This window comes from Niallia sp. (genome assembly GCF_031978665.1).
In the GTDB taxonomy this organism is placed as follows: Bacteria; Bacillota; Bacilli; order Bacillales; family Cytobacillaceae; genus Niallia.
In genome coordinates, this window is sequence record NZ_DALZDK010000029.1 from 15,966 (window position 1) to 35,083 (window position 19,118).

Sequence of the window (19,118 nt, forward strand, 5' to 3'; positions counted from 1 at the left end):
TTTATATGGAAAAAATATTTTTTGTATGCGTTTTGTAAGGATAATACAGACTGTTAGGTAATAATTGGATGTTTGTTTCTACTTCCAAATTGGTAAAGTTAAGCAATTCGTAAAATAGGAGGAGTTTGCAATGAAGGCTGTCACTTTTCAAGGAATAAAAGATGTACAAGTTAAACAAGTGGAAGATGCGAAGCTCCAAAAGAAAGACGATATTGTCGTTCGAATTACTTCAACAGCTATTTGTGGTTCGGACCTACATATTTATCAAGGAGCGTTACAAGCAGAAAAAGACTATGTAATTGGGCATGAGCCAATGGGAATTGTGGAAGAGGTAGGTCCTGAAGTAACGAGAGTTAAAAAAGGAGATCGCGTAGTACTTCCGTTTAATATTTCTTGTGGACATTGCTACTATTGTGAGCATGATATGGAAAGCCAGTGTGATAATGCAAATCCAAATAAGAATATTGCCGATACGGGAGCATATTTTGGCTTTACAGAGCGCTATGGTGATTATCAAGGAGGACAAGCGGAATTATTACGTGTCCCATACGGTAATTTTGTGCCCTTTGTTATCCCAGAAACTTGTGAATTAGAGGATGAAGCACTTTTATTTATGTCTGATGTTCTTCCAACGGCTTATTGGAGTGTTGAAAATTCAGGGGTAAAGGATGGAGATACGGTTGTTGTATTAGGCTGTGGTCCAGTTGGGTTAATGACTCAAAAGTTTGCTTGGATGAAAGGGGCAAAGCGTGTTATTGCAGTCGATAACATTCCTTACCGCTTAAACCATGCACAAAAAATGAATCAAGTAGAAATTGTTAATTTTGATAATCAGGAGGATACAGGTAACTATATAAAGGAACTATCTTCTGGTGGTGCAGATGTAGTTATAGATTGTGTAGGAATGGATGGAAAGAAATCTCCAATGGAAGCTATCGGACAAAAATTGAAGCTCCAAGGAGGAACACTAAGTGCCTTTGAAATCGGCATGAATGCAGTGCGCAAGTTCGGTACCATACATTTAACAGGGGTTTATGGCTCTAAATATAATATGTTTCCATTAGGGAATATTTTCGAGCGTAATATTACTTTGAAAATGGGACAGGCACCGGTTATTCATTATATGCCAATGCTATTTGATTTGATTTCTTCTGGAAAAATCGATCCAACCGAAATTATTACACATCGTATTTCATTGGATGAGGCAAGTAACGCTTATCAAATATTTAATGATCATCAGGATGAAGTAATCAAAGTTGTTCTAAAACCTTAAGAAAGAAGTCTTTGTTTTAAAGGTGGCTGACTTTTAAATAAGGTTGAACTGTTTATAAAAAAACGTCCCATGTTGCGTTTAATCATATTTATAAAAAGAATGAACCGGAATTTCCTATTCTGTAAAGGAGGGATTTCGGTTTTTTGTGTTTAAGAATTTCTTACGCAAGAATAAAGTTATTTCAGTTTAATGCTCGAGTATGGAGTAACATTTTAAAATGAATCGTGAAGATTAGGGTGAAATATTCTTTGTTTTTATCGTAAAATATGAATAGGAGGTGATAAAGTGAAGATTAAAAAACGCATATATGGCTTTGCAATCGATTATTTTCTTTCAATCGCTATCTGTCTATTTTTTTCCATCCTAACCTTTCTTGTTGCAGCAGTTATAGCTTTACTATTTTTGCCTTTCGTTGCAAGTGCTGGAGATACATGGAATCCCATATTAACTGCAACAATGAATGGCACGCTGCTGTTGGGATTTTTGGTGTTTATGCTCACATCTCTAGGCGCTAATTTCAAACTATCCTTAACATGGGGTTACAAATTTGCCGGTTTAATAGTAGAAAATACCAGTAAATTTAGATTGTTTACATGGTGGTTTATAAGAAACGGAATAGCAGGTCTATTTATATTCATATTTGCTTATCATATAGCAAATGACAAAGACTACAATTACCTATTTTTTCCTGTTATTATCTACATAATATATTTATTGATCGATGGAATAGTGTTCCTTCTGACAAAGGGAAAGAGAACTTTAACAGATATTTGGACGGACATAAAAGTATTAGAAACAGCAAAAGTAGAAAAAGATATTATTCCACGGTCTGGAACTAAACTATAAGGCTTATTTATTCTCAGAGAATGATGTTTTTTAAGAAATTGATTAAACAAATTATCGGGCGCTTTAATTGTATAAGAATCATAAAAGAAATTAACTTTTTTTATAAAAAAGATTTGAATATATGTCAATTTATCGACGCTTTGTCTCTGTCCATATGTTTCTACTATCAAAACCTTTATAATGTAAGTATAAACTAGCTGATAGAGAGGGAAGTTTTCGATGAGAAAATACTCCAAGATGATTAAACCCTTTGATATTATAATGGTCATTCTCCTCTTAATCATTTCTTTTGTCCCAATGGCTGTATTTGCGATGCATCAAAGTAAAGACGAAGGCAATAAGATAATCGCAATCATTACACAGGACGGTAAAGTCATTCGAGAGGTAGAATTAACTGATCATACGGAAAATGAGCAATTTATGATTAAAGGAAACGGTAAACAATATAATTTAATCGAAGTAGAAAACGAGCAAATCAGAATCAAAGAAGATAATAGTCCAGACCAAATTGGAGTCAAAATGGGTTGGAAGAGCATGCCTGGTGAGACAATCATCTGCTTGCCGCATAAAGTATTAATTGAAATTGTCGCGGAAAAACCAGAAGAGATTGAAGAGGATGGTTTGATATTATCTCATTAGATTAATATATTTTTGAGTAGTGAGAACGGTGTTGTATACATCGTTTTTTTTTTTTGAAAATGAATGGGTGAAACTTTTGCTTGAGTAAGCAATCTTTGCTAATAAAAGAAAATCAAAATTAGGCTAATAACAGGGTTACGATGTTAAAATAGTGATATTTTAAAATGAAAGCGCTTTTGTTATTCTTAAAGCATGAACTAAATGATGTTAACATCAGATGTTTTTTAGTAAGAAAGATGGAAAGCGAATAGAAATGAAAGCGTTTTAAAATAAGGAGGGGAGTGGATAAAAAGTGAACCAAGTGACACCAACAGAAGTCAATCCGATAGGGAATACAAAAATCAAAAAGAAAAAAGTATATAAAACGCCATGGAGCTCAGAAATAAAAAAGAATTGGCCTTTATATGTATTATGCATTCCAGCGTTAGCGTTTGTTCTTGTTTTTTCTTATGCTCCAATGGGAGGAGTAATCATTGCATTTCAGGACTATAAACCTTGGTTAGGTATCTTAGGTTCTGAATGGATAGGGCTGGATAACTTTAGAAGAATCTTTGAGTACCAAGAATCTATTCAAGCCATTTATAATACAGTAATCATTGCTGTTATCAAAATCGTTGTCGGCATTGTGGTTCCGATTATAATGGCGTTGCTTCTGAATGAAGTTAGACATATGGGATTAAAGAAAGGAATTCAGACATTAGTTTATTTACCTCATTTCCTTTCATGGGTTACAGTAGCCGGAATTATGTTGAACATTTTAAGCTTAGACGGGGGAATCAATCATTTTCTAGCCAATTTTGGGATAGAGCCGATCTTTTTCTTAGGGGATCCAGATTTATTCCGTCCAACCGTTATTATTAGTGATTTATGGAAAAACTTTGGGTTTGGCATGATTGTTTATCTTGCTGTACTGGCTGGCATTGATCCAACTTATTATGAAGCAGCAGAAATCGATGGAGCCAATCGTTGGCAACAAACGATTCATGTAACACTTCCTACGATGCTTCCGATGATTATTGTTATTGCGACATTAAGTCTTGGTGATATTCTAAATGCAGGTTTCGATCAGATTTTTAACTTATATAACCCACTTGTCTATAGTACTGGAGACATTATTGATACTTATGTATATCGCTCGTCTTTATTAAATGGACAATATGGTTTTGGTACAGCAGTTGGTTTATTTAAATCAGGAATTAGCTTAATTTTGATTATTATTTCTTATCGATTAGCTTATAAATTTGCAGGGTATCGAATTTTTTAGAAGGGGGAGAAAAAAATGTCGCATAAATCGAAGGGATACAGGGTTTTCTCCTTCTTTAATCATCTATTCCTTATTGCTATTGCGTTAACTTGTTTATTGCCACTCCTTCATTTATTAGCGCAATCCTTTAGCAGTAAAGGAGCAATCAATGGGAATCTGGTCTCCTTTTGGCCGGTAGGTTTTAATGTGGATGCCTATATTAAAACCTTTGAAAACTCTAACTTTGTACGTTCTATGGGAATATCTGTTATCAGAACGGTACTTGGAACATTTATTAGTATGTTTATTATTACGACAGCAGGCTATGCATTATCAAAAGACTTTCGTGGACGAAATGGGTTAATGTGGATTTTTATCGTAACTATGTTATTTTCTGGTGGGCTAATTCCTTCCTATATTTTAGTATCAAGTTTGGGCTTAAAGGATACGATTTGGGCCTTGGTTTTGCCTGGTGCATTTGGTGCTTATAACTTAATATTAATTATGAACTTCTTTCGGACTATTCCGAAAGCATTGGAGGAAGCAGCGCTTATTGATGGAGCATCTTTCTTTAAGATTTTCTGGAAAATATATTTACCCCTTTCACTTCCAGGTCTTGCGACTATAGGGCTATTTATAATGGTAGGTCATTGGAATTCTTGGTTTGACGGAATTCTCTATATGTCTAGCACAGAGAATTATCCTCTAGCCTCCTTTTTGCAAACAGTAGTTGTCCAAAGCTCCTCACAAAGTATGGCATTAGATCCTACTGCTGCAAAAGCTATGTCAGAAAAAAGTATAAAGGCTGCTCAAATTTTTATCGGTACATTACCAATTATCATTGTCTATCCATTTTTACAAAAATACTTTGTTAAAGGGATTGTTCTAGGCTCTGTTAAAGAGTGATTTCTAAGCTTTTTCAGATAAAGCAAATATAGACTGGCTGGACCATTTATTTCTTGTTCAGCCTAAGAATATATAATAAAAAAAGGGGACAAAACAATGAAGAAAAAATTAGGTCTTTTCTTTTCAACTGCATTAATTGTTGGTTCAATGCTTGCTGGCTGCGATAATGGGAGCAAAGAAACATCTTCCGAAGAACTTGTGCTGAAAGATGGAAAATATGATCCAGAAATCACCTTAACGATTGCCAAACAATTAGATGAAAACGCAGGGAAATATAAAGAGGGCGAGAGCTTAAATGATAACGTAATGACTCGCTGGGGCAAAGAGAACCTAGGAATTAATGTAAAAACTACTTTATTAGGCGGGGATGCAGGAAACTATAATACAAAATTACGTTTAGCTTTAACTGGTTCAGAGGATTTACCAGATGTATTCCCGGTATATGACAAACAATTAATCAGTGATTTAATAGAATCTGGACGTGTGAAAGATATAACAGAAGATATTGAGACATACATGCCAGACCGATTAAAGGAAATTTATAAACAGTTTCCAAATACATTTAATCCTGTTGTAGAAGATGGAAAAGTATATGGGATGGCCATTTCACCTAATTTAACAGAAGGTGAGGTAATACTTATTCGTCAGGATTGGTTAGATAAGTTAAATTTGAAAGCGCCTACGAATTTAGAAGAGTTTGAAAATGTCATTAAAGCATTTACAACACAAGATCCAGATGGAAATGGAAAAGATGACACGTATGGATTCACTTTCTCTGGTAAGGATTCCTATAACACAGGTTGGGTTAGTGACCCTGTTATGATCTTCAGTGCCTTTACAGGTAAAAATCTTCCTGGACAATGGAATGAAGAAAACGGCGAGCTTACTTATGGATCTATTGCAGATGGTACAAAGGATGCCTTAGCTACGTTAAATGATTGGTATAAAAAGGGCTATTTAAATAAAGAGCTAGCAACACAGGGAGCTTGGGATGCAATTACGCCATTTACGGAAGGAAAAGCAGGTATCATTATTGGTAGACCATGGTTATATGGCAGTGTTAAAGATGTTGAAGCAAATATAGACGGTGCAAAGGTTAAACCATATGCAACTATTCAAGGAAAAAACGGCGAGCCTACGTATCAATCAGGTCAAGAAAATGATGGTTATTTCATGTTTAATGGCGATACAAATAAAATGGAAGCATTCTTTTTATACTACGATAAGCTTTATGATGCAGCTTTCGGAACAGGTGACTTTAAGTACGGTTATGCAGAAGATTATGACTATGACATTGTGAATGGAGAAGTAGTATTCGATCCAAAGAAATTTGACCCTCCAATGGATGAAGCTCAAATGGTTGGGAAAATGTCCTTTACAAAGAATACTCCAAGTGTAGATGGGCCAGGAAAATCATTCTATGATGTGGTCAATGGTGCGAAAGCTGATACAGGAATGTTAATGAAAGCTGAAGCTGCAGATGAACCAACAAAAGAAGGATACGCTATCTCCTATGAAAATCAGGATGTCCTTTTACCAAGTGTTTTCAACGGGGCACCTACAAAAACAATGGAAAGCAATTGGGAACAATTATCTACAATGGAAAGAGAAACATTTACAAAGATTATTTATGGAAATCTTCCAATCACAGCCTATGATCAGTTTGTGAAAGACTGGAATGAAAAGGGCGGAGAGCAAATTACAAAAGAAGTAAATGAATGGTATACAAACGCAAATATTAGTGAGGTTATGCCAAAAATGGGATTAGAGTAACTATACGTCATTTGATAAGTTGATAGGGAGTCTGTGTTTTAGCAGATTTCCCTTTTTTAGATTTACGATTTTTCATTAGCATTTCGTTCTTAAACATTTTATTGCCGATTTTTTGAAACCGTTTTAATATATTAATAGAAGAGGAATGAGAGTAAATGATACAGGAATTGATTAATGGCACTCAGTGGATTGATACGGATGGTAATCCAATTCATGCACATGGCGGGCATATCTTGTTTTATAAAGGATTCTATTATTGGTATGGAGAAGACCGTAGGGAAAATTACTATATTAGTTGCTACCGATCGAAAGATTTATTTAATTGGGAATTTAGAAAACATATTATTACAACAGAGAGTCTAACCTCTAAAATACGAGTAAGAACAAGCATTTTATTAAAAAGAGAAGATGGCAAGAAAGTGAATTTGGAAAGACCAAAAGTATTATATAATGAGAAAACGCAAAAATTTGTATTATGGGTTCATTTTGAAAACGGCGTAGATTATCGAGATGCGGCATGTGCAATTGCCACCTGTGATAAACCAGATGGCGAGTTTGTTTACCATGGTCATTTTAATCCATATGGGTATATGTCAAGAGATTGCACGCTTTTTCAAGATGATGATGGAACTGCCTATTTTGTTTCAGCTGCTAGAGATAATGCGGATCTTCATATATATCGCTTGCAGGAGGATTATTTAAACATCGAAAGCTTAGCTGCAAGAAGCTGGCAGGGCGAATATCGAGAAGCACCTGCAGTAGTTAAAAAAGAGGATGTTTATTATCTATGCACCTCGTTTTGTACAGGATGGGCCCCAAATCAAGGAAAGTTTGGAAAAGCAAGCAGAATGGAAGGACCATGGAGTATGCTAGAAGACTTTGGTGACGGAACGACATATGACAGTCAACCAGCATTTATTGTGAGAACAGAAAATGGTCAGCTTTTATATGTTGGGGATAGATGGGATGGTAAAAACTATTTTAATTCTAGCTATATTATATTGCCTTTAGTGATAGAAGATGGCAAGGTGTCAATCGATTATTATCATACGCTTGAGTTAACGGATAATGGTGACATTCGTTTTATAAAATAGAAGAATAATTGTTTTATGATTATACATTTAATAGTATTCAACAAAGAGGAGGGAATAGGATGAAAAAAGTAAATATGAAACAGTTTATTTATTTTTTCCTATTTTTTCTTCTCCTTACTTTAAGCTTGTTCTTTATTCAAGGGAATATTGGAACGAAATCAATAAAGGAAAGTCTTGTTCAATCTTCCAAAAATCAATTGGATTATACAGAAAGAATGCTGAGTGGTGTCATTGAAGAAGCAAACATGTACGCTGTTCAATATACGGCAGACAATGATGTTAAAAATTATCAAAAACAAGTAAAAGAGCTGGATATTTATTCAGCACAAATGCAGAAACTTTCCATTTTTAATCGATTAAGAGATCAACTTCTTTCCAGCCTAGCAGTTGAAAACATAGGGATATATTGGAGAAAAGAAGAGGAGTTTATTGCTACATCCAAGGGAGATTTTTTCGTACCCTCTTTTAAAACGGTTCATAAAAGAGGCTGGGAGTATGTTGATCATTCTTTCTTTTTCTTTTCCATCTATCCATATATTCGACAACCGAAAAATGCCGCCGATATTGACTATGTTGTAGGTGTAAGACTGAAGGATTCCTACCTATTAAGCTTGCTTGATAACGCAGTAAATGCAACAGAATCGAAGGCATTTTATCTAGTGAATGGAACTACCGTAATGAATTATGGAGAAATAAACGAGGAAATTGTCAAAAAAATAAAGGCTGATGCCCATCCAAATACCGAAAAAATTGAGGAATTTAATTATAAGACAATAGATGGAGACTATTTTGTCTTATCGAAATATATAGAAGCAATTGATACCTACTTAATAACCTATACAAGGACGAATGCATTTTTAAATCCACTTCATCGAATGCAACAAGTATTTTCCATAAGTATTATTATCATTCTATTAATTGGCATCTCCGTACTTATAACCTATTACCGAAATTTTTATCAGAATGTTTATTTACTAGATAAGAAATTTTACCAGGTAGAACAAGGAGATTATACTACCAGGATAAAAGAAAATCCGAATAATGATTTTTATCGTCTCTTTAAAAGTTTTAATCATATGGTTGCACAAATACATGCTTTATTTGCTTCTTTAAAAATAGAAACAGATTTAAGAAGAAAAGCAGAATTAAAACAGCTGCAGGCACAAATTAATCCACATTTTCTTTATAATAGTTTGTTTTTTATTATATCTATGGCAAAAACCTCACCAGAAAGTGTCATAAAAATGAGTAAACATTTAGCGGAATACTATCGCTATTTAACGAAAAAGGAGTCACTAGATATAACAATTGCCTCTGAATTAGAGCTTGCCAATCATTACCTATCGATCATGTCTCTTGTGAAAAATTTGCATTACGAAATCAATTTGCCTAGTGATGCTGGAAATCATCGGATGATGCCGCTTATCATACAACCGATCGTTGAAAATGCGATCCAGCATGGAATTGAAGAACGACAAGGAGCATATCAGGTCATAATAGATGTAAAAGAAGTAGAAGCAGGACTGCTTATCGCCATTGCAAATGATGGAAAAGGACTAACAGATCAAGAAATACAGGAACTAATAAGACGTATCGAAAAGGAAACTCCTCCTAAAGGAGAAAGAGGAATTGGATTATGGAATATTAATCACCGCCTTATAAATATTTATGGAAATCAAAGTAAACTGCAGTTTTTCCAAAATGAGTGGGGAGGGTTAACCGTTTTGTTCTTCATAGACTTTACGCTTGATAAGGAGGGAGAAACACATGCATTTACTAATAGTGGATGATGGACAGTATATTGTGGAATATATAAAGCATTTGTTAGATTGGACAAATTTTGGAGTTAGTGTAGTAGAAACAAATACTAATTCGATTGAAGCAAAAGAAATATTGAAACAAAATACTGTGGATATCCTTATTTCTGATATTAGAATGCCTGAAGTTTCTGGTCTTGATTTACTTCAATATATTAAGGATACGAACCTTAAGACAAAGGTAGTACTTCTCTCTGGTTATTCAGAATTTGAATACGCTCAAAAGGCGATTCGATTAGGAGCGGTTGATTATTTACTTAAGCCAGTTGAGAAAGAAGAAGTAGAAAAGACAATGAAGAATGTTCTACTTAAAATGGAAAATGAGAAGGGGGAGGAGAGTATAGATTGGGGAAGATTCGATGGTTTTGGCTATCTCCTCTCTATTATTTGTGAAGATAACGATAAATTAAAAGATTACCACCTGTATCATGATTGTTTGAAAGAACAAGAGTTTTCTTTTTTTCATGCAAGCACCCTAGGGGAAAAAGAAGAGATGATAATGAAAGATAATATGGAAGGAATCGATTCTTTTATTTGGAAAACAGAAAATGGGCTAAATGGTATGGGCTTAAGCGCAAATATGGGTGCAATGAAAGAAAGAATACAACAACTTCATTTTTCAGATGCATTTATTTTTCAAAAAAAGAATACGGTAAGGCATCTTTTCTATCAATTTTTCTTTAAAGCAAGCATTTCGTTAAGTGATACCCAGCAATTGCAGAATGGTATTGTATTTACCAAAATGAAAGCAAAAGAATGGGGTTCTGTAAAAAAAGAAGTAGCAAGAGAATTTTCTCTCCTTCCTACGAAAATACAGAAAATAATGTATCTCCATGAAGTTTTTAAGGAGCTTTATTTTAGTGATGTAAAGATACAGCCAACAGTATTTGCACAATGGATGTTCGATGAAATAGATATTCCGGATAAGGCATTGCACGAACTTTTAAATCAACTATCAGCAATCGAGAAAACAAAATGCTCGAATGATGATATTATACGCAAGATTCAGAGATATATTGAAGAGCATTTAGGGGATGAAATTAATTTATCCGATTTAGGAAAATTAGTTTACCTACATCCTGTTTATCTATCGAAATTATATAAACAGGAGACTGGTGAAAATTTATCCAACTATATATTACACAAAAGAATGGAAAAGGCAGCAAAGCTTTTGATTGAGTCTAATTTACAAGTTGTGGATGTTTCACGGATTGTAGGCTATAAAAAATCACATTATTTTATCAAGCTATTTAAGTTACAGTACGGGATAACACCCACTCAATTTAGAAGAAAACAAATTAAGTAGGGAGAAAGAATGATGAATGTAATGACCAAATTAACAAAATGGATTTATGCGATTGTAAGGATAACAATAGTATGGTGGGTAGCTACTATTCCGTATTTATATCTGCTATTTTCAGCGATTGGTGCAGAAAGTGTAGACCAAATTGGAACATTAGCCTTAACGGGTTGGATACTTATACCGTTTATTTTAGTTCCTGGCGCTATTGCTGCGTTAGGTGTATCTAGAGAGTTTCTCAGAAGTGAAGAGGATAAGCCAAGTGATCTTCCTCTTTATTTACTGTTTTGGAAGTATTACAAACGAGAATATGTAAACGCATTAAAGACTGGCGTGGTATGGATGCTTGTATTAGCTGTTTTTTATATGGCTTATTCTTATTACTCAATTGTATTAGGGGGAATTTCAGGATTTATCTTCCTTCTATTTATTTTTATTGCCATCTTCTATTTTATCTTTCTCCTAACTATCTTAATTGATCGTAGTGATAGTTTTATTGGTTACTTTAAAGTAACTGCTCAATTAATGTGTAGGCATCCAATACTGATTATCTCCATGGTTTTTGAAGCCTTTTTAGTCATCTATTTGTCAGCCACTTTTATGCCATCCCTTCTTCTATTTGTATGCCCAGGCATTATTGCATTGTTGTTCACTCATTTTTACAGAGAATGTTTAAAGCAGGAAGAAAAGAAACAGACATTATTGATGAAAGAATGTTAATAGATTAAACGAATCTTTATTAGAAGGGATGTTGAGATGATGAATATTATTGTGGAAGAAAAAAATAGCAACAAAATACAAGGTAATTATAAGCTTGTTTTGTCAGAGAAGGGATCTTCCTTTTTATTAATGAATAAGAAAAATCAAAAGCTTTCTCAAAAGGAAATAGTCGATTTTTCTTATTTGGTAATCCGTTTGGAAAATCCAACCGAAGAGACATTAACCATGCAGGTAGATTTTTATGAAGAAGGACAAAACGATGCAGATCATGCAAAGCTATCGATTGCCTTTGATATATTGCCAAGTACAGATATTACAGTCCCTATTAAATTGGATTACTTGAATAGCCAGATTTTATTTCCACCAAGAACAGCTGGTAGATTAAGGATGATGGTTTCTGGTAAACCATTGGATAGGGAAAAAGTGCAAGCTGTTTGCTTACGTTCTCGCCCTTTTTATCAAGAGAGGAAAATTAACCTAAAAGGCATTTATTTAAATCATGAGGCAGATGCTATAATTCATCAACCAAAAACCCTCATCGATGAATTAGGACAATGGAAAAACAAAGAATGGCCAGAAAAGGTGTTGAATCGTGACACACTAAATGAATTATTAAGGGAACAAAGAAAAGAAGCTGAAAATAGAAAGAATGAATGGTCAGAAAAATGGAGCAGATTTGGAGGAGTATTAGAAAAAACAGGGCGAAAAACAGGGTGGTTCCATGCTGAAAAGCAAGATGGAAGGTGGTGGCTTGTTGATCCGGACGGCTATAGATTCATTTCCTGTGGCATTGACTGTATTAACCCAGGTACAGATACAAGAGTTGATATCATGGAGCCATACATCAGAGAGACATTAAAAAGCTTAGGTGTTGAACCACTTACAAAGCAGTTTGATTTTCAGGTGAATAATTTAAAGCAAGCATTTGGAGAAGACTGGTGGGTTTCGTGGGCAGAGATTGTGAAAAATTACTTTCGAAAATGGGGCATTAATACAATTGGGAATTGGTCATCCCGTGAATTTATAAAATGGGCGAATATCCCTTATGTTATTCCCTTAGATTCGATAGGTAATGGTCGATTTCCTCAAACCGAGCAAATAATTTTTCGAGATTTTCCAGATGTATTTGCAAAAGAATATGAAGAGAAATCAGTCGTTTATGCACAAGGGTTAGAAGCATTTAAAGATGATAAGAATATGATTGGTTATTTCATGCGCAATGAGCCAGAATGGGGATTTGTATATGGTTTAAATATTGCGGAGGAAATGTTAGCTAATCCACAGCTAAGCTCCTCTAAGCAAGTATTTATAAAAACAATGGAAGAAAAATACCAATATATTGAGGCATTTAATCAAGCATGGAACCTTTCTCTTCAGCATTTTGCTGATTTAAGCAGTGTAATAAAGAATGCTTCATCATTATCTGCATCTGCCTATGAAGATTTATGTGAATTTTCAAGAAGAATGATTACAAGATATGTAGAAATCCCTGCACGAGCATGTCGCAAAGTAGATGCTAATCATATGAATTTAGGGATGAGATATTCTTATGTTGCTAGTGAATTAACACTATCAGGCTCCGAGTTTTTTGATGTGTTTTCTATTAATTGCTACCAGGAAACGCCGCTGGATAAAATGGAGGAAATAGCTAAAATAATCGATAAGCCAATCATGATTGGTGAATTTCATTTTGGAGCCATTGATAAAGGGTTAACAGCAACTGGGATAAAAGGGGTTATAAATCAGCGAGAAAGAGGGGTTGCCTACCAGTATTATATGGAATCGGCTTCTACACATTCTCATTTTGTTGGAGCGCATTTTTTTCAACTTTCTGATCAAAGCTGCTTAGGAAGATTCGATGGCGAAAATTATCAAATCGGTTTTCTTGATTGCTGCCTACAGGAATATCACGAAATGACTAGCTATGTGAGAAAGACAAATGAACAATTACCAGACATTCACGAAGGGAAGAAAATGCCAGCAGGGCAGAGGGCATTGGGAATTCCGCCGATATTTTGTTGATTATTCATCTTTTCATATTAAAAAAGGCATGGGAATTGTTTTAACATACAATTCCCATGCTTTTTATCATTATTCGGTTTCATTAACTTTATCTAAAATAGTAATGGTATCGATTAAATGATTGTTAAAGATTTTTTTTGCAACTGATAGAAGCTCAATGATAGCTGGATCTCTAAGAGTGTAAATGACTCGGTTGCCTTCTTTGGTTCCGATAACAATGTTTTTAGAGCGGAGGATGCTTAATTGTTGTGAAACAGCTGATCCTTCCAATTCTAAAAGCTCGAGAATTTCATTCACACTTTTATCTCCTTGTGCTAGAATTTCTAAAATTTTGATTCGTAAAGGATGGGCTAGTGCTTTAAAAAAATCTGCCTTAAATTGTTGAATATCAAGATTCAATTGCCTTCCCTCCTTTTTTCAATTACTTAAATGCAATTGAGGCTGTCTTATCCATCCCCTGTTCTTGTTGTTTGGAAAATGTTTCGCATTCTTGAAACGCAAAATGATTGCAGCCTTGGCATTGCTGCTTATTTACAAGGAATAAGCCATAGTCAATTGCTTCTCCTGTGTGTATAAAGAAATGGTTGGCGCCAATTTGTTCAAACAAGCCGGTTTTCCGAAGGATGCTTTCTGGTTGCGGATTAATTCCGCAAATTAGAACCTTGCCATGCTTGGAAAAGCTTTGAATAATATTGGCAAAATAAGCTTCCCCGGTTAAATCCATGAAAGGCACTCTTCCCATCCGTAGAATTAATATTCCAGGCTTGTGATGAATGGAGCGTAATAAGGTTTGTTCAAAAGCTTGGGCAGCACCAAAAAATAACGGCCCTTCTACATCGAAAATGCTAATTTGAGGACATCCGTGTGACCGTTTTTCATCCAATTTTTCTAATTTATTCAAGTGGCTAGGCAATAATTGCGATGTTTTCATTATATCACTCATACGTTTCGTAAAGATAATAATAGCTAAAAACAGACCTATTTCTACTGCTGTCGTTAAATCGAAAAAGACGGTTAGCAGAAAAGTAACGCTTAAAACAAGGGAATCTCCTGTTTTGGTTTGAAGAATCGTACGAAAGGATTTCTGTTCACTCATATTCCATGCGACTACCATTAATAGGGGAGCCATGCTTGCAAGCGGAATTTTTCCTGCGAAAGGTGCAAGAACCAATAGAATGACAAGAACAACGATACCGTGAATGATTCCAGAAAGAGGGGAAACTGCTCCACTCTTTATATTGGTAGCTGTACGTGCAATTGCTCCTGTAGCTGGAATGCCGCCAAATAAGGGGGCAACCATATTGGCAATTCCTTGGCCAATTAATTCTTTATTGCTATTATGCTTGCTGTTTGTCATACCGTCTGCCACAACAGCAGATAAGAGGGATTCAATTGCCCCAAGAATAGCGATGACAAAAGCAGGTTGAATTAATAATGTAATCCGATCCCAAGTTAAAGCAGGAAGATGAAAGGATGGTAATGTATTTGGGATGCCACCATACATCGAATCTATCGTAGCGATTTCATTAGGATAAAAAACAGTTGCAATAATGGTTGAAATAATTAAGCCCATTAAGGGTCCAGGAAGCTTTGGAAACCATTTTGGTGACAAAAGAAGGATCACGAGGCAAATAACAGCTGTCAGAATACTATAAAGACTAACGGTATCGATATGCTGTAAGATTTCTCCCATGTTAGCTAGAAATGCCTCATGTTTTTCGATATCCTGTAATCCAAAAAAATTGGAAATCTGGCCAGTAAAAATGATAACGGCAATTCCTGAAGTAAAGCCGATGGTTACCGATCTAGGAATATATTTAATAAGAGAACCGAGTTTAAATACACCAAATAAAATTAAGATAACACCGGCAAGGAATCCTGCAATTAGCAGGTTTTCAAAACCATAACTGAGCACGATGCCAAGCACGATAGGGATAAAGGCGCCAGTCGGACCGCCAATTTGAAATTTAGACCCTCCTAATAAGGAAATAAGAATGCCTGCAATAATCGTAGTATAAATCCCAAATTCGGGCTTCACACCCGATGCAATTGCAAAAGCCATCCCAAGGGGGATCGCGATAATACCAACAATAATTCCAGAAATAATGTCTTTTCTTACTGATGCAAACGAATAGTGAGCAAATCGATTGTCAACCAAGTTCCATTTCATAATAACCCTTCTTCTTTGAATATTTGTATATATGAATATTTGAATATACTATTAGAATTTACTCCTTGCATTGGAAGAAGTCAAAATAAATTTTGTGAATTTTAATTGTTTTTTAGAAGGGGGGCTGGAGGATGAATTTTGAAGCATTTTTCTCGCCTAACTTGGAACTAGCACTAGCCTTAAAGCAGGGCGGGGATCCATAAAAAAAAACCGATACCCCCACACTTTATAATGCGTTGCATCGGTTCTTTTTACATCTTATCATTTTTCTTCCTCTTCCATAAAAGGCTTATTCACATAATAATACATTACACCCATAAATCCGACTCCGCCAATTAAATTTCCAATTGTTACTGGTATTAAGTTGCGAATAATCGCTGGAATGGTAACAGCAGGATTTTGATCCAGTACATAAGAAATAGAGAATGTGGCCATATTGGCAATGCTATGTTCATAGCCTGAGATAAAGAAACAGAAAACGAATAAAATCATGACTGTAATTTTTGCGATATCTTCTTTTAAAGCCATAGGGATAAAGAAAGCTAAGCAGACAAGCCAGTTACATAAAATGCCTCGAAAGAAAAGCTCGCTAATTGGTGCTTGTAATTTAGCTTCCGCTGCATGGAGCAAGAAATCATTTACACTAGGAGACTTAAATAACCCGGTTAACAAGATAAATATGGCAAAGAAAATAGCTCCTATAATATTTCCAGCATAGCTTGTTCCCCAAATTTTAAAAACATCAGACCATTTGATTTTTTTTCTTAATGCTGCGTAAGTATAGTAAAAAGTGTTCCCTGTGAATAAATCTCCGCCACCATAGGCAATAAGAATAATTGCTGCACCGAATACTAAAGCTGCCATTGGATAGGCAAGAGGTGATTCTACTGCATAAAAGAAATTCCCAGTTTTAAATGCAACAATTACCCCAAAGCCAATAAACATACTTGCGACAACGGCACGCATAAAAAAGCGAAACTTGCTTTGTTTATAAATTTTTAATTTTTTTAAGGCTAATTTTTCTACTTCATGAAGAGATGCGCCTTCCATATTAAATCCTCCTGATCAAGGTTTTTCTTTGTTTTTCACTGTAGATATGTTTCTTACCCTATTATTATCCCGTTGATTCCTTAACAGGTCAATAAAATTATGTGAAAAAAATCACAATAAATATGTTTATTCAATTTTTGTTCACAATTTAATTATAATTTTTTCTATTACTTTAGTATTCCCAAAAGTAATACTTTAAAATATACAAATAATATGCAAGATTTTTCTGAAAATACAGTAAATAAGGATGTGTAAGAAAGAGGAAAAACGGATGATAGTGCATAATATCAGTATGGAATAATTTGTCGAAGATTTCATGTTATATTTTCTTACAAATGTATAGACTTTATATTTATTCAATCATAAAATAGAAGATGGAAACTAACAAGGGAGTGAAGAGCTCATGACTTCAGCATATCGCATTTCGATGCTTGTAAACGATCAGCCGGGAGTTCTGGCTCGTATATCCAGCTTATTTGGAACGCATCATGTAAATATTGAAGATATAAAAACAAAAAAATATAAACGAGAGGCAACTACAAGAATACAAATTTCTAGTTCTGCAGAAGAAAAGCAAGTAAAGACGCTTTTAACTGGCTTACAGGGATTAATGGATGTAGTGGAAGTGGATGCAGATGCAATCCATAAATCAGCTTTTCAACAAAGGCTGCTTCAAGGCACAGATACTATTCAGGTATTAAGAGAGCAAAAAACATTAAGCAAAAAAGTATCTTACTGGCTAGTTGCTTGTAGCTTGTTTTTAACTTTATTCGGAACAAATATACCAGCTTCCCTCTATTCGCTTTATCGATTGGAGTGGGGACTAACATCGGGGATGATTACCCTTGTGTTTGCTATTTATGCTTTTACCGTTATCCCTGCAATTGTTATCGCGGGGCAATTATCTGATCAGATTGGGAAAAAGAAAGTGCTAATTCCAGGAATTTTCTTCTCTCTAATAGGGACATTTTGTTTTACTATCGCAAATGGGCTTGGAATGCTACTTATCGGACGATTATTCCAAGGATTATCTGTTGGTATTTTAAATGGAGTGGCAGTTGCTGCTTTAACGGAGCTTGATGAGAAGAAAAACACGAAAAAAACGGCATTAATATGTGCCCTTGCTGTCACACTTGGAAATGCATTTGGGCCGATTCTCTCCGGATTACTTGGGGATTTTGCTCCAATCCCGTTAAGATTATCTTACTATGTGCATTTATTATTTATTATTCCTTGCTTTATCCTGCTATTTTTCCTAAATGAAAATATTAGACCTGGCTTAAAGCCTGTTCAGTTAAAGAAGCCATTTGTTCCAAAAGAAATCATGAAGCCCTTTTTATTAGCTTCCTTTACTTCTTTTGTAGCATGGTCGATTATTAGTATGTTTATGTCTTTAATTCCATCTAATTTGTCTAGCTTTACAACAGTAACTAGTTTAACGATTTCAGGAGTTGTCGTTGCACTTGGATTGATTGCTGCAGCATTTAACCAAATTTTATTAAAACAACTATCGTTAATGAAATTAATTACAATCGGTTACGCCTTCCTTGCAGTTGGCCTTGTACTTCTAGTTATTACGATTTATACACAATCACTAACTTTATTGCTGATTTCTGCCGTACTTATTGGTGGTGGGAATGGGCCAGCATATGCGGGAAGCTTAGCGCTGGTAAATGAAGTTGCCCCAAGTAAAACAAAAGGAAATATTGTCTCTACGTTCTTTGTAATTACCTATCTTGGTGTGAGCCTCCCAGTAATCGGTCTCGGGTATTTATCGCAATCATTTGGAGTTGTTGGGGCAGTAACTACTTATGTAGTAATCATGGGAACACTTCTATTAGTCATTGCAGGCTTTGCCTGGAAAGAAAGAAAAACTATTTTTTCAAAATAAGTATGGTATTAAAAGATCAGTGTTCCCTTCTTATAAGGAGAGCTGGTCTTTTTTTCTTAAAAAATGAAGGAAAGTAAATTAAATGTAAATAAGCAAAAAAATAATAATAAATATTAGACTATTGAATACAATGATGATGTAGTATTTTTAAAAGAAGTCTTTGGGAAGGGAATCTGCTTAGAAATTCCATAGAAGCTTAATTGGAAGGCCCCGTAGACAGAGACGATCTAGGAGGCTAAAGTGAAAGTCTATAAAAGAAAAGTAGATTCCCTAAACCAATGAAAATGACTTCTTAAAGTAATGGAATCAACCGAATGGAAAATAAAATAAAAAAATGTCGAAAAGAGGTTGCGTTTTTTACTTTATGGTTATAT

At 34.8% G+C, this 19,118-nt stretch carries 15 protein-coding genes; 12 read left to right on the forward strand and 3 right to left on the reverse strand.

The features are described from left to right. Window positions 1-130 precede the first annotated feature (130 nt). The 11 genes from RTL21_RS15770 (at window position 131) to RTL21_RS15820 (ending at window position 13,633) form a co-directional block, all read left to right on the forward strand. Window positions 131-1,273, forward strand: a complete 1,143-nt coding sequence (locus RTL21_RS15770; RefSeq protein WP_312097100.1) for a zinc-dependent alcohol dehydrogenase — start codon at window positions 131-133, stop codon at window positions 1,271-1,273. A 285-nt stretch (window positions 1,274-1,558) separates the two neighbouring features. Then, entirely contained in the window at window positions 1,559-2,119 is a 561-nt protein-coding gene (locus RTL21_RS15775; RefSeq protein ID WP_312097102.1) for a hypothetical protein, read from the forward strand. Window positions 2,120-2,338: 219 nt separating this feature from the next. Beyond that, window positions 2,339-2,758: a NusG domain II-containing protein gene (locus RTL21_RS15780; RefSeq protein ID WP_312097104.1), complete on the forward strand. Its 420-nt coding sequence runs from the start codon at window positions 2,339-2,341 to the stop codon at window positions 2,756-2,758. A gap of 340 nt (window positions 2,759-3,098) precedes the next feature. Further along, entirely contained in the window at window positions 3,099-4,022 is a 924-nt protein-coding gene (locus RTL21_RS15785; protein ID WP_396954459.1) for an ABC transporter permease, read from the forward strand. A gap of 15 nt (window positions 4,023-4,037) precedes the next feature. After that, on the forward strand, window positions 4,038-4,907 hold the full coding sequence (locus RTL21_RS15790; RefSeq protein WP_312097106.1) for a carbohydrate ABC transporter permease: 870 nt from the start codon (window positions 4,038-4,040) through the stop codon (window positions 4,905-4,907). Window positions 4,908-5,003: 96 nt separating this feature from the next. Then, on the forward strand, window positions 5,004-6,680 hold the full coding sequence (locus tag RTL21_RS15795) for a type 2 periplasmic-binding domain-containing protein (RefSeq protein WP_312097108.1): 1,677 nt from the start codon (window positions 5,004-5,006) through the stop codon (window positions 6,678-6,680). A 155-nt stretch (window positions 6,681-6,835) separates the two neighbouring features. Continuing rightward, window positions 6,836-7,774 (forward strand): family 43 glycosylhydrolase, encoded by a 939-nt coding sequence (locus RTL21_RS15800; RefSeq protein WP_312097110.1) that lies wholly within the window; start codon window positions 6,836-6,838, stop codon window positions 7,772-7,774. Between the two features lie 59 nt (window positions 7,775-7,833). Continuing rightward, window positions 7,834-9,564, forward strand: coding sequence for a sensor histidine kinase (locus tag RTL21_RS15805; protein WP_312097112.1), 1,731 nt, complete (start codon window positions 7,834-7,836; stop codon window positions 9,562-9,564). Beyond that, window positions 9,542-10,897, forward strand: a complete 1,356-nt coding sequence (locus RTL21_RS15810) for a response regulator transcription factor (protein ID WP_312097114.1) — start codon at window positions 9,542-9,544, stop codon at window positions 10,895-10,897. Before RTL21_RS15805 ends, RTL21_RS15810 begins: the two co-directional genes overlap by 23 nt. Window positions 10,898-10,909: 12 nt before the next feature. Further along, on the forward strand, window positions 10,910-11,611 hold the full coding sequence (locus tag RTL21_RS15815) for a DUF624 domain-containing protein (protein ID WP_312097116.1): 702 nt from the start codon (window positions 10,910-10,912) through the stop codon (window positions 11,609-11,611). 36 nt (window positions 11,612-11,647) lie between these two features. Beyond that, window positions 11,648-13,633, forward strand: a complete 1,986-nt coding sequence (locus RTL21_RS15820) for a hypothetical protein (RefSeq protein ID WP_312097118.1) — start codon at window positions 11,648-11,650, stop codon at window positions 13,631-13,633. A 69-nt stretch (window positions 13,634-13,702) separates the two neighbouring features. On the opposite strand, the gene RTL21_RS15825 is transcribed toward RTL21_RS15820, so the two are convergent. The 3 genes from RTL21_RS15825 to RTL21_RS15835 form a co-directional block, all read right to left on the reverse strand. Further along, window positions 13,703-14,032 (reverse strand): ArsR/SmtB family transcription factor, encoded by a 330-nt coding sequence (locus tag RTL21_RS15825; RefSeq protein WP_312097120.1) that lies wholly within the window; start codon window positions 14,030-14,032, stop codon window positions 13,703-13,705. Window positions 14,033-14,054: 22 nt separating this feature from the next. Continuing rightward, window positions 14,055-15,803, reverse strand: a complete 1,749-nt coding sequence (locus RTL21_RS15830; RefSeq protein ID WP_312097122.1) for a SulP family inorganic anion transporter — start codon at window positions 15,801-15,803, stop codon at window positions 14,055-14,057. 261 nt (window positions 15,804-16,064) lie between these two features. Continuing rightward, window positions 16,065-16,853 (reverse strand): formate/nitrite transporter family protein, encoded by a 789-nt coding sequence (locus tag RTL21_RS15835; protein ID WP_312097124.1) that lies wholly within the window; start codon window positions 16,851-16,853, stop codon window positions 16,065-16,067. Window positions 16,854-17,256: 403 nt separating this feature from the next. Here RTL21_RS15835 and RTL21_RS15840 point away from each other — a divergent pair, with 403 nt between their 5' ends. Then, window positions 17,257-18,744 carry an MFS transporter gene (locus tag RTL21_RS15840; RefSeq protein WP_312097126.1) on the forward strand — a complete coding sequence of 496 codons (1,488 nt, stop codon included), beginning with the start codon at window positions 17,257-17,259 and terminating at the stop codon, window positions 18,742-18,744. The last annotated feature ends 374 nt before the right edge of the window (window positions 18,745-19,118 follow it).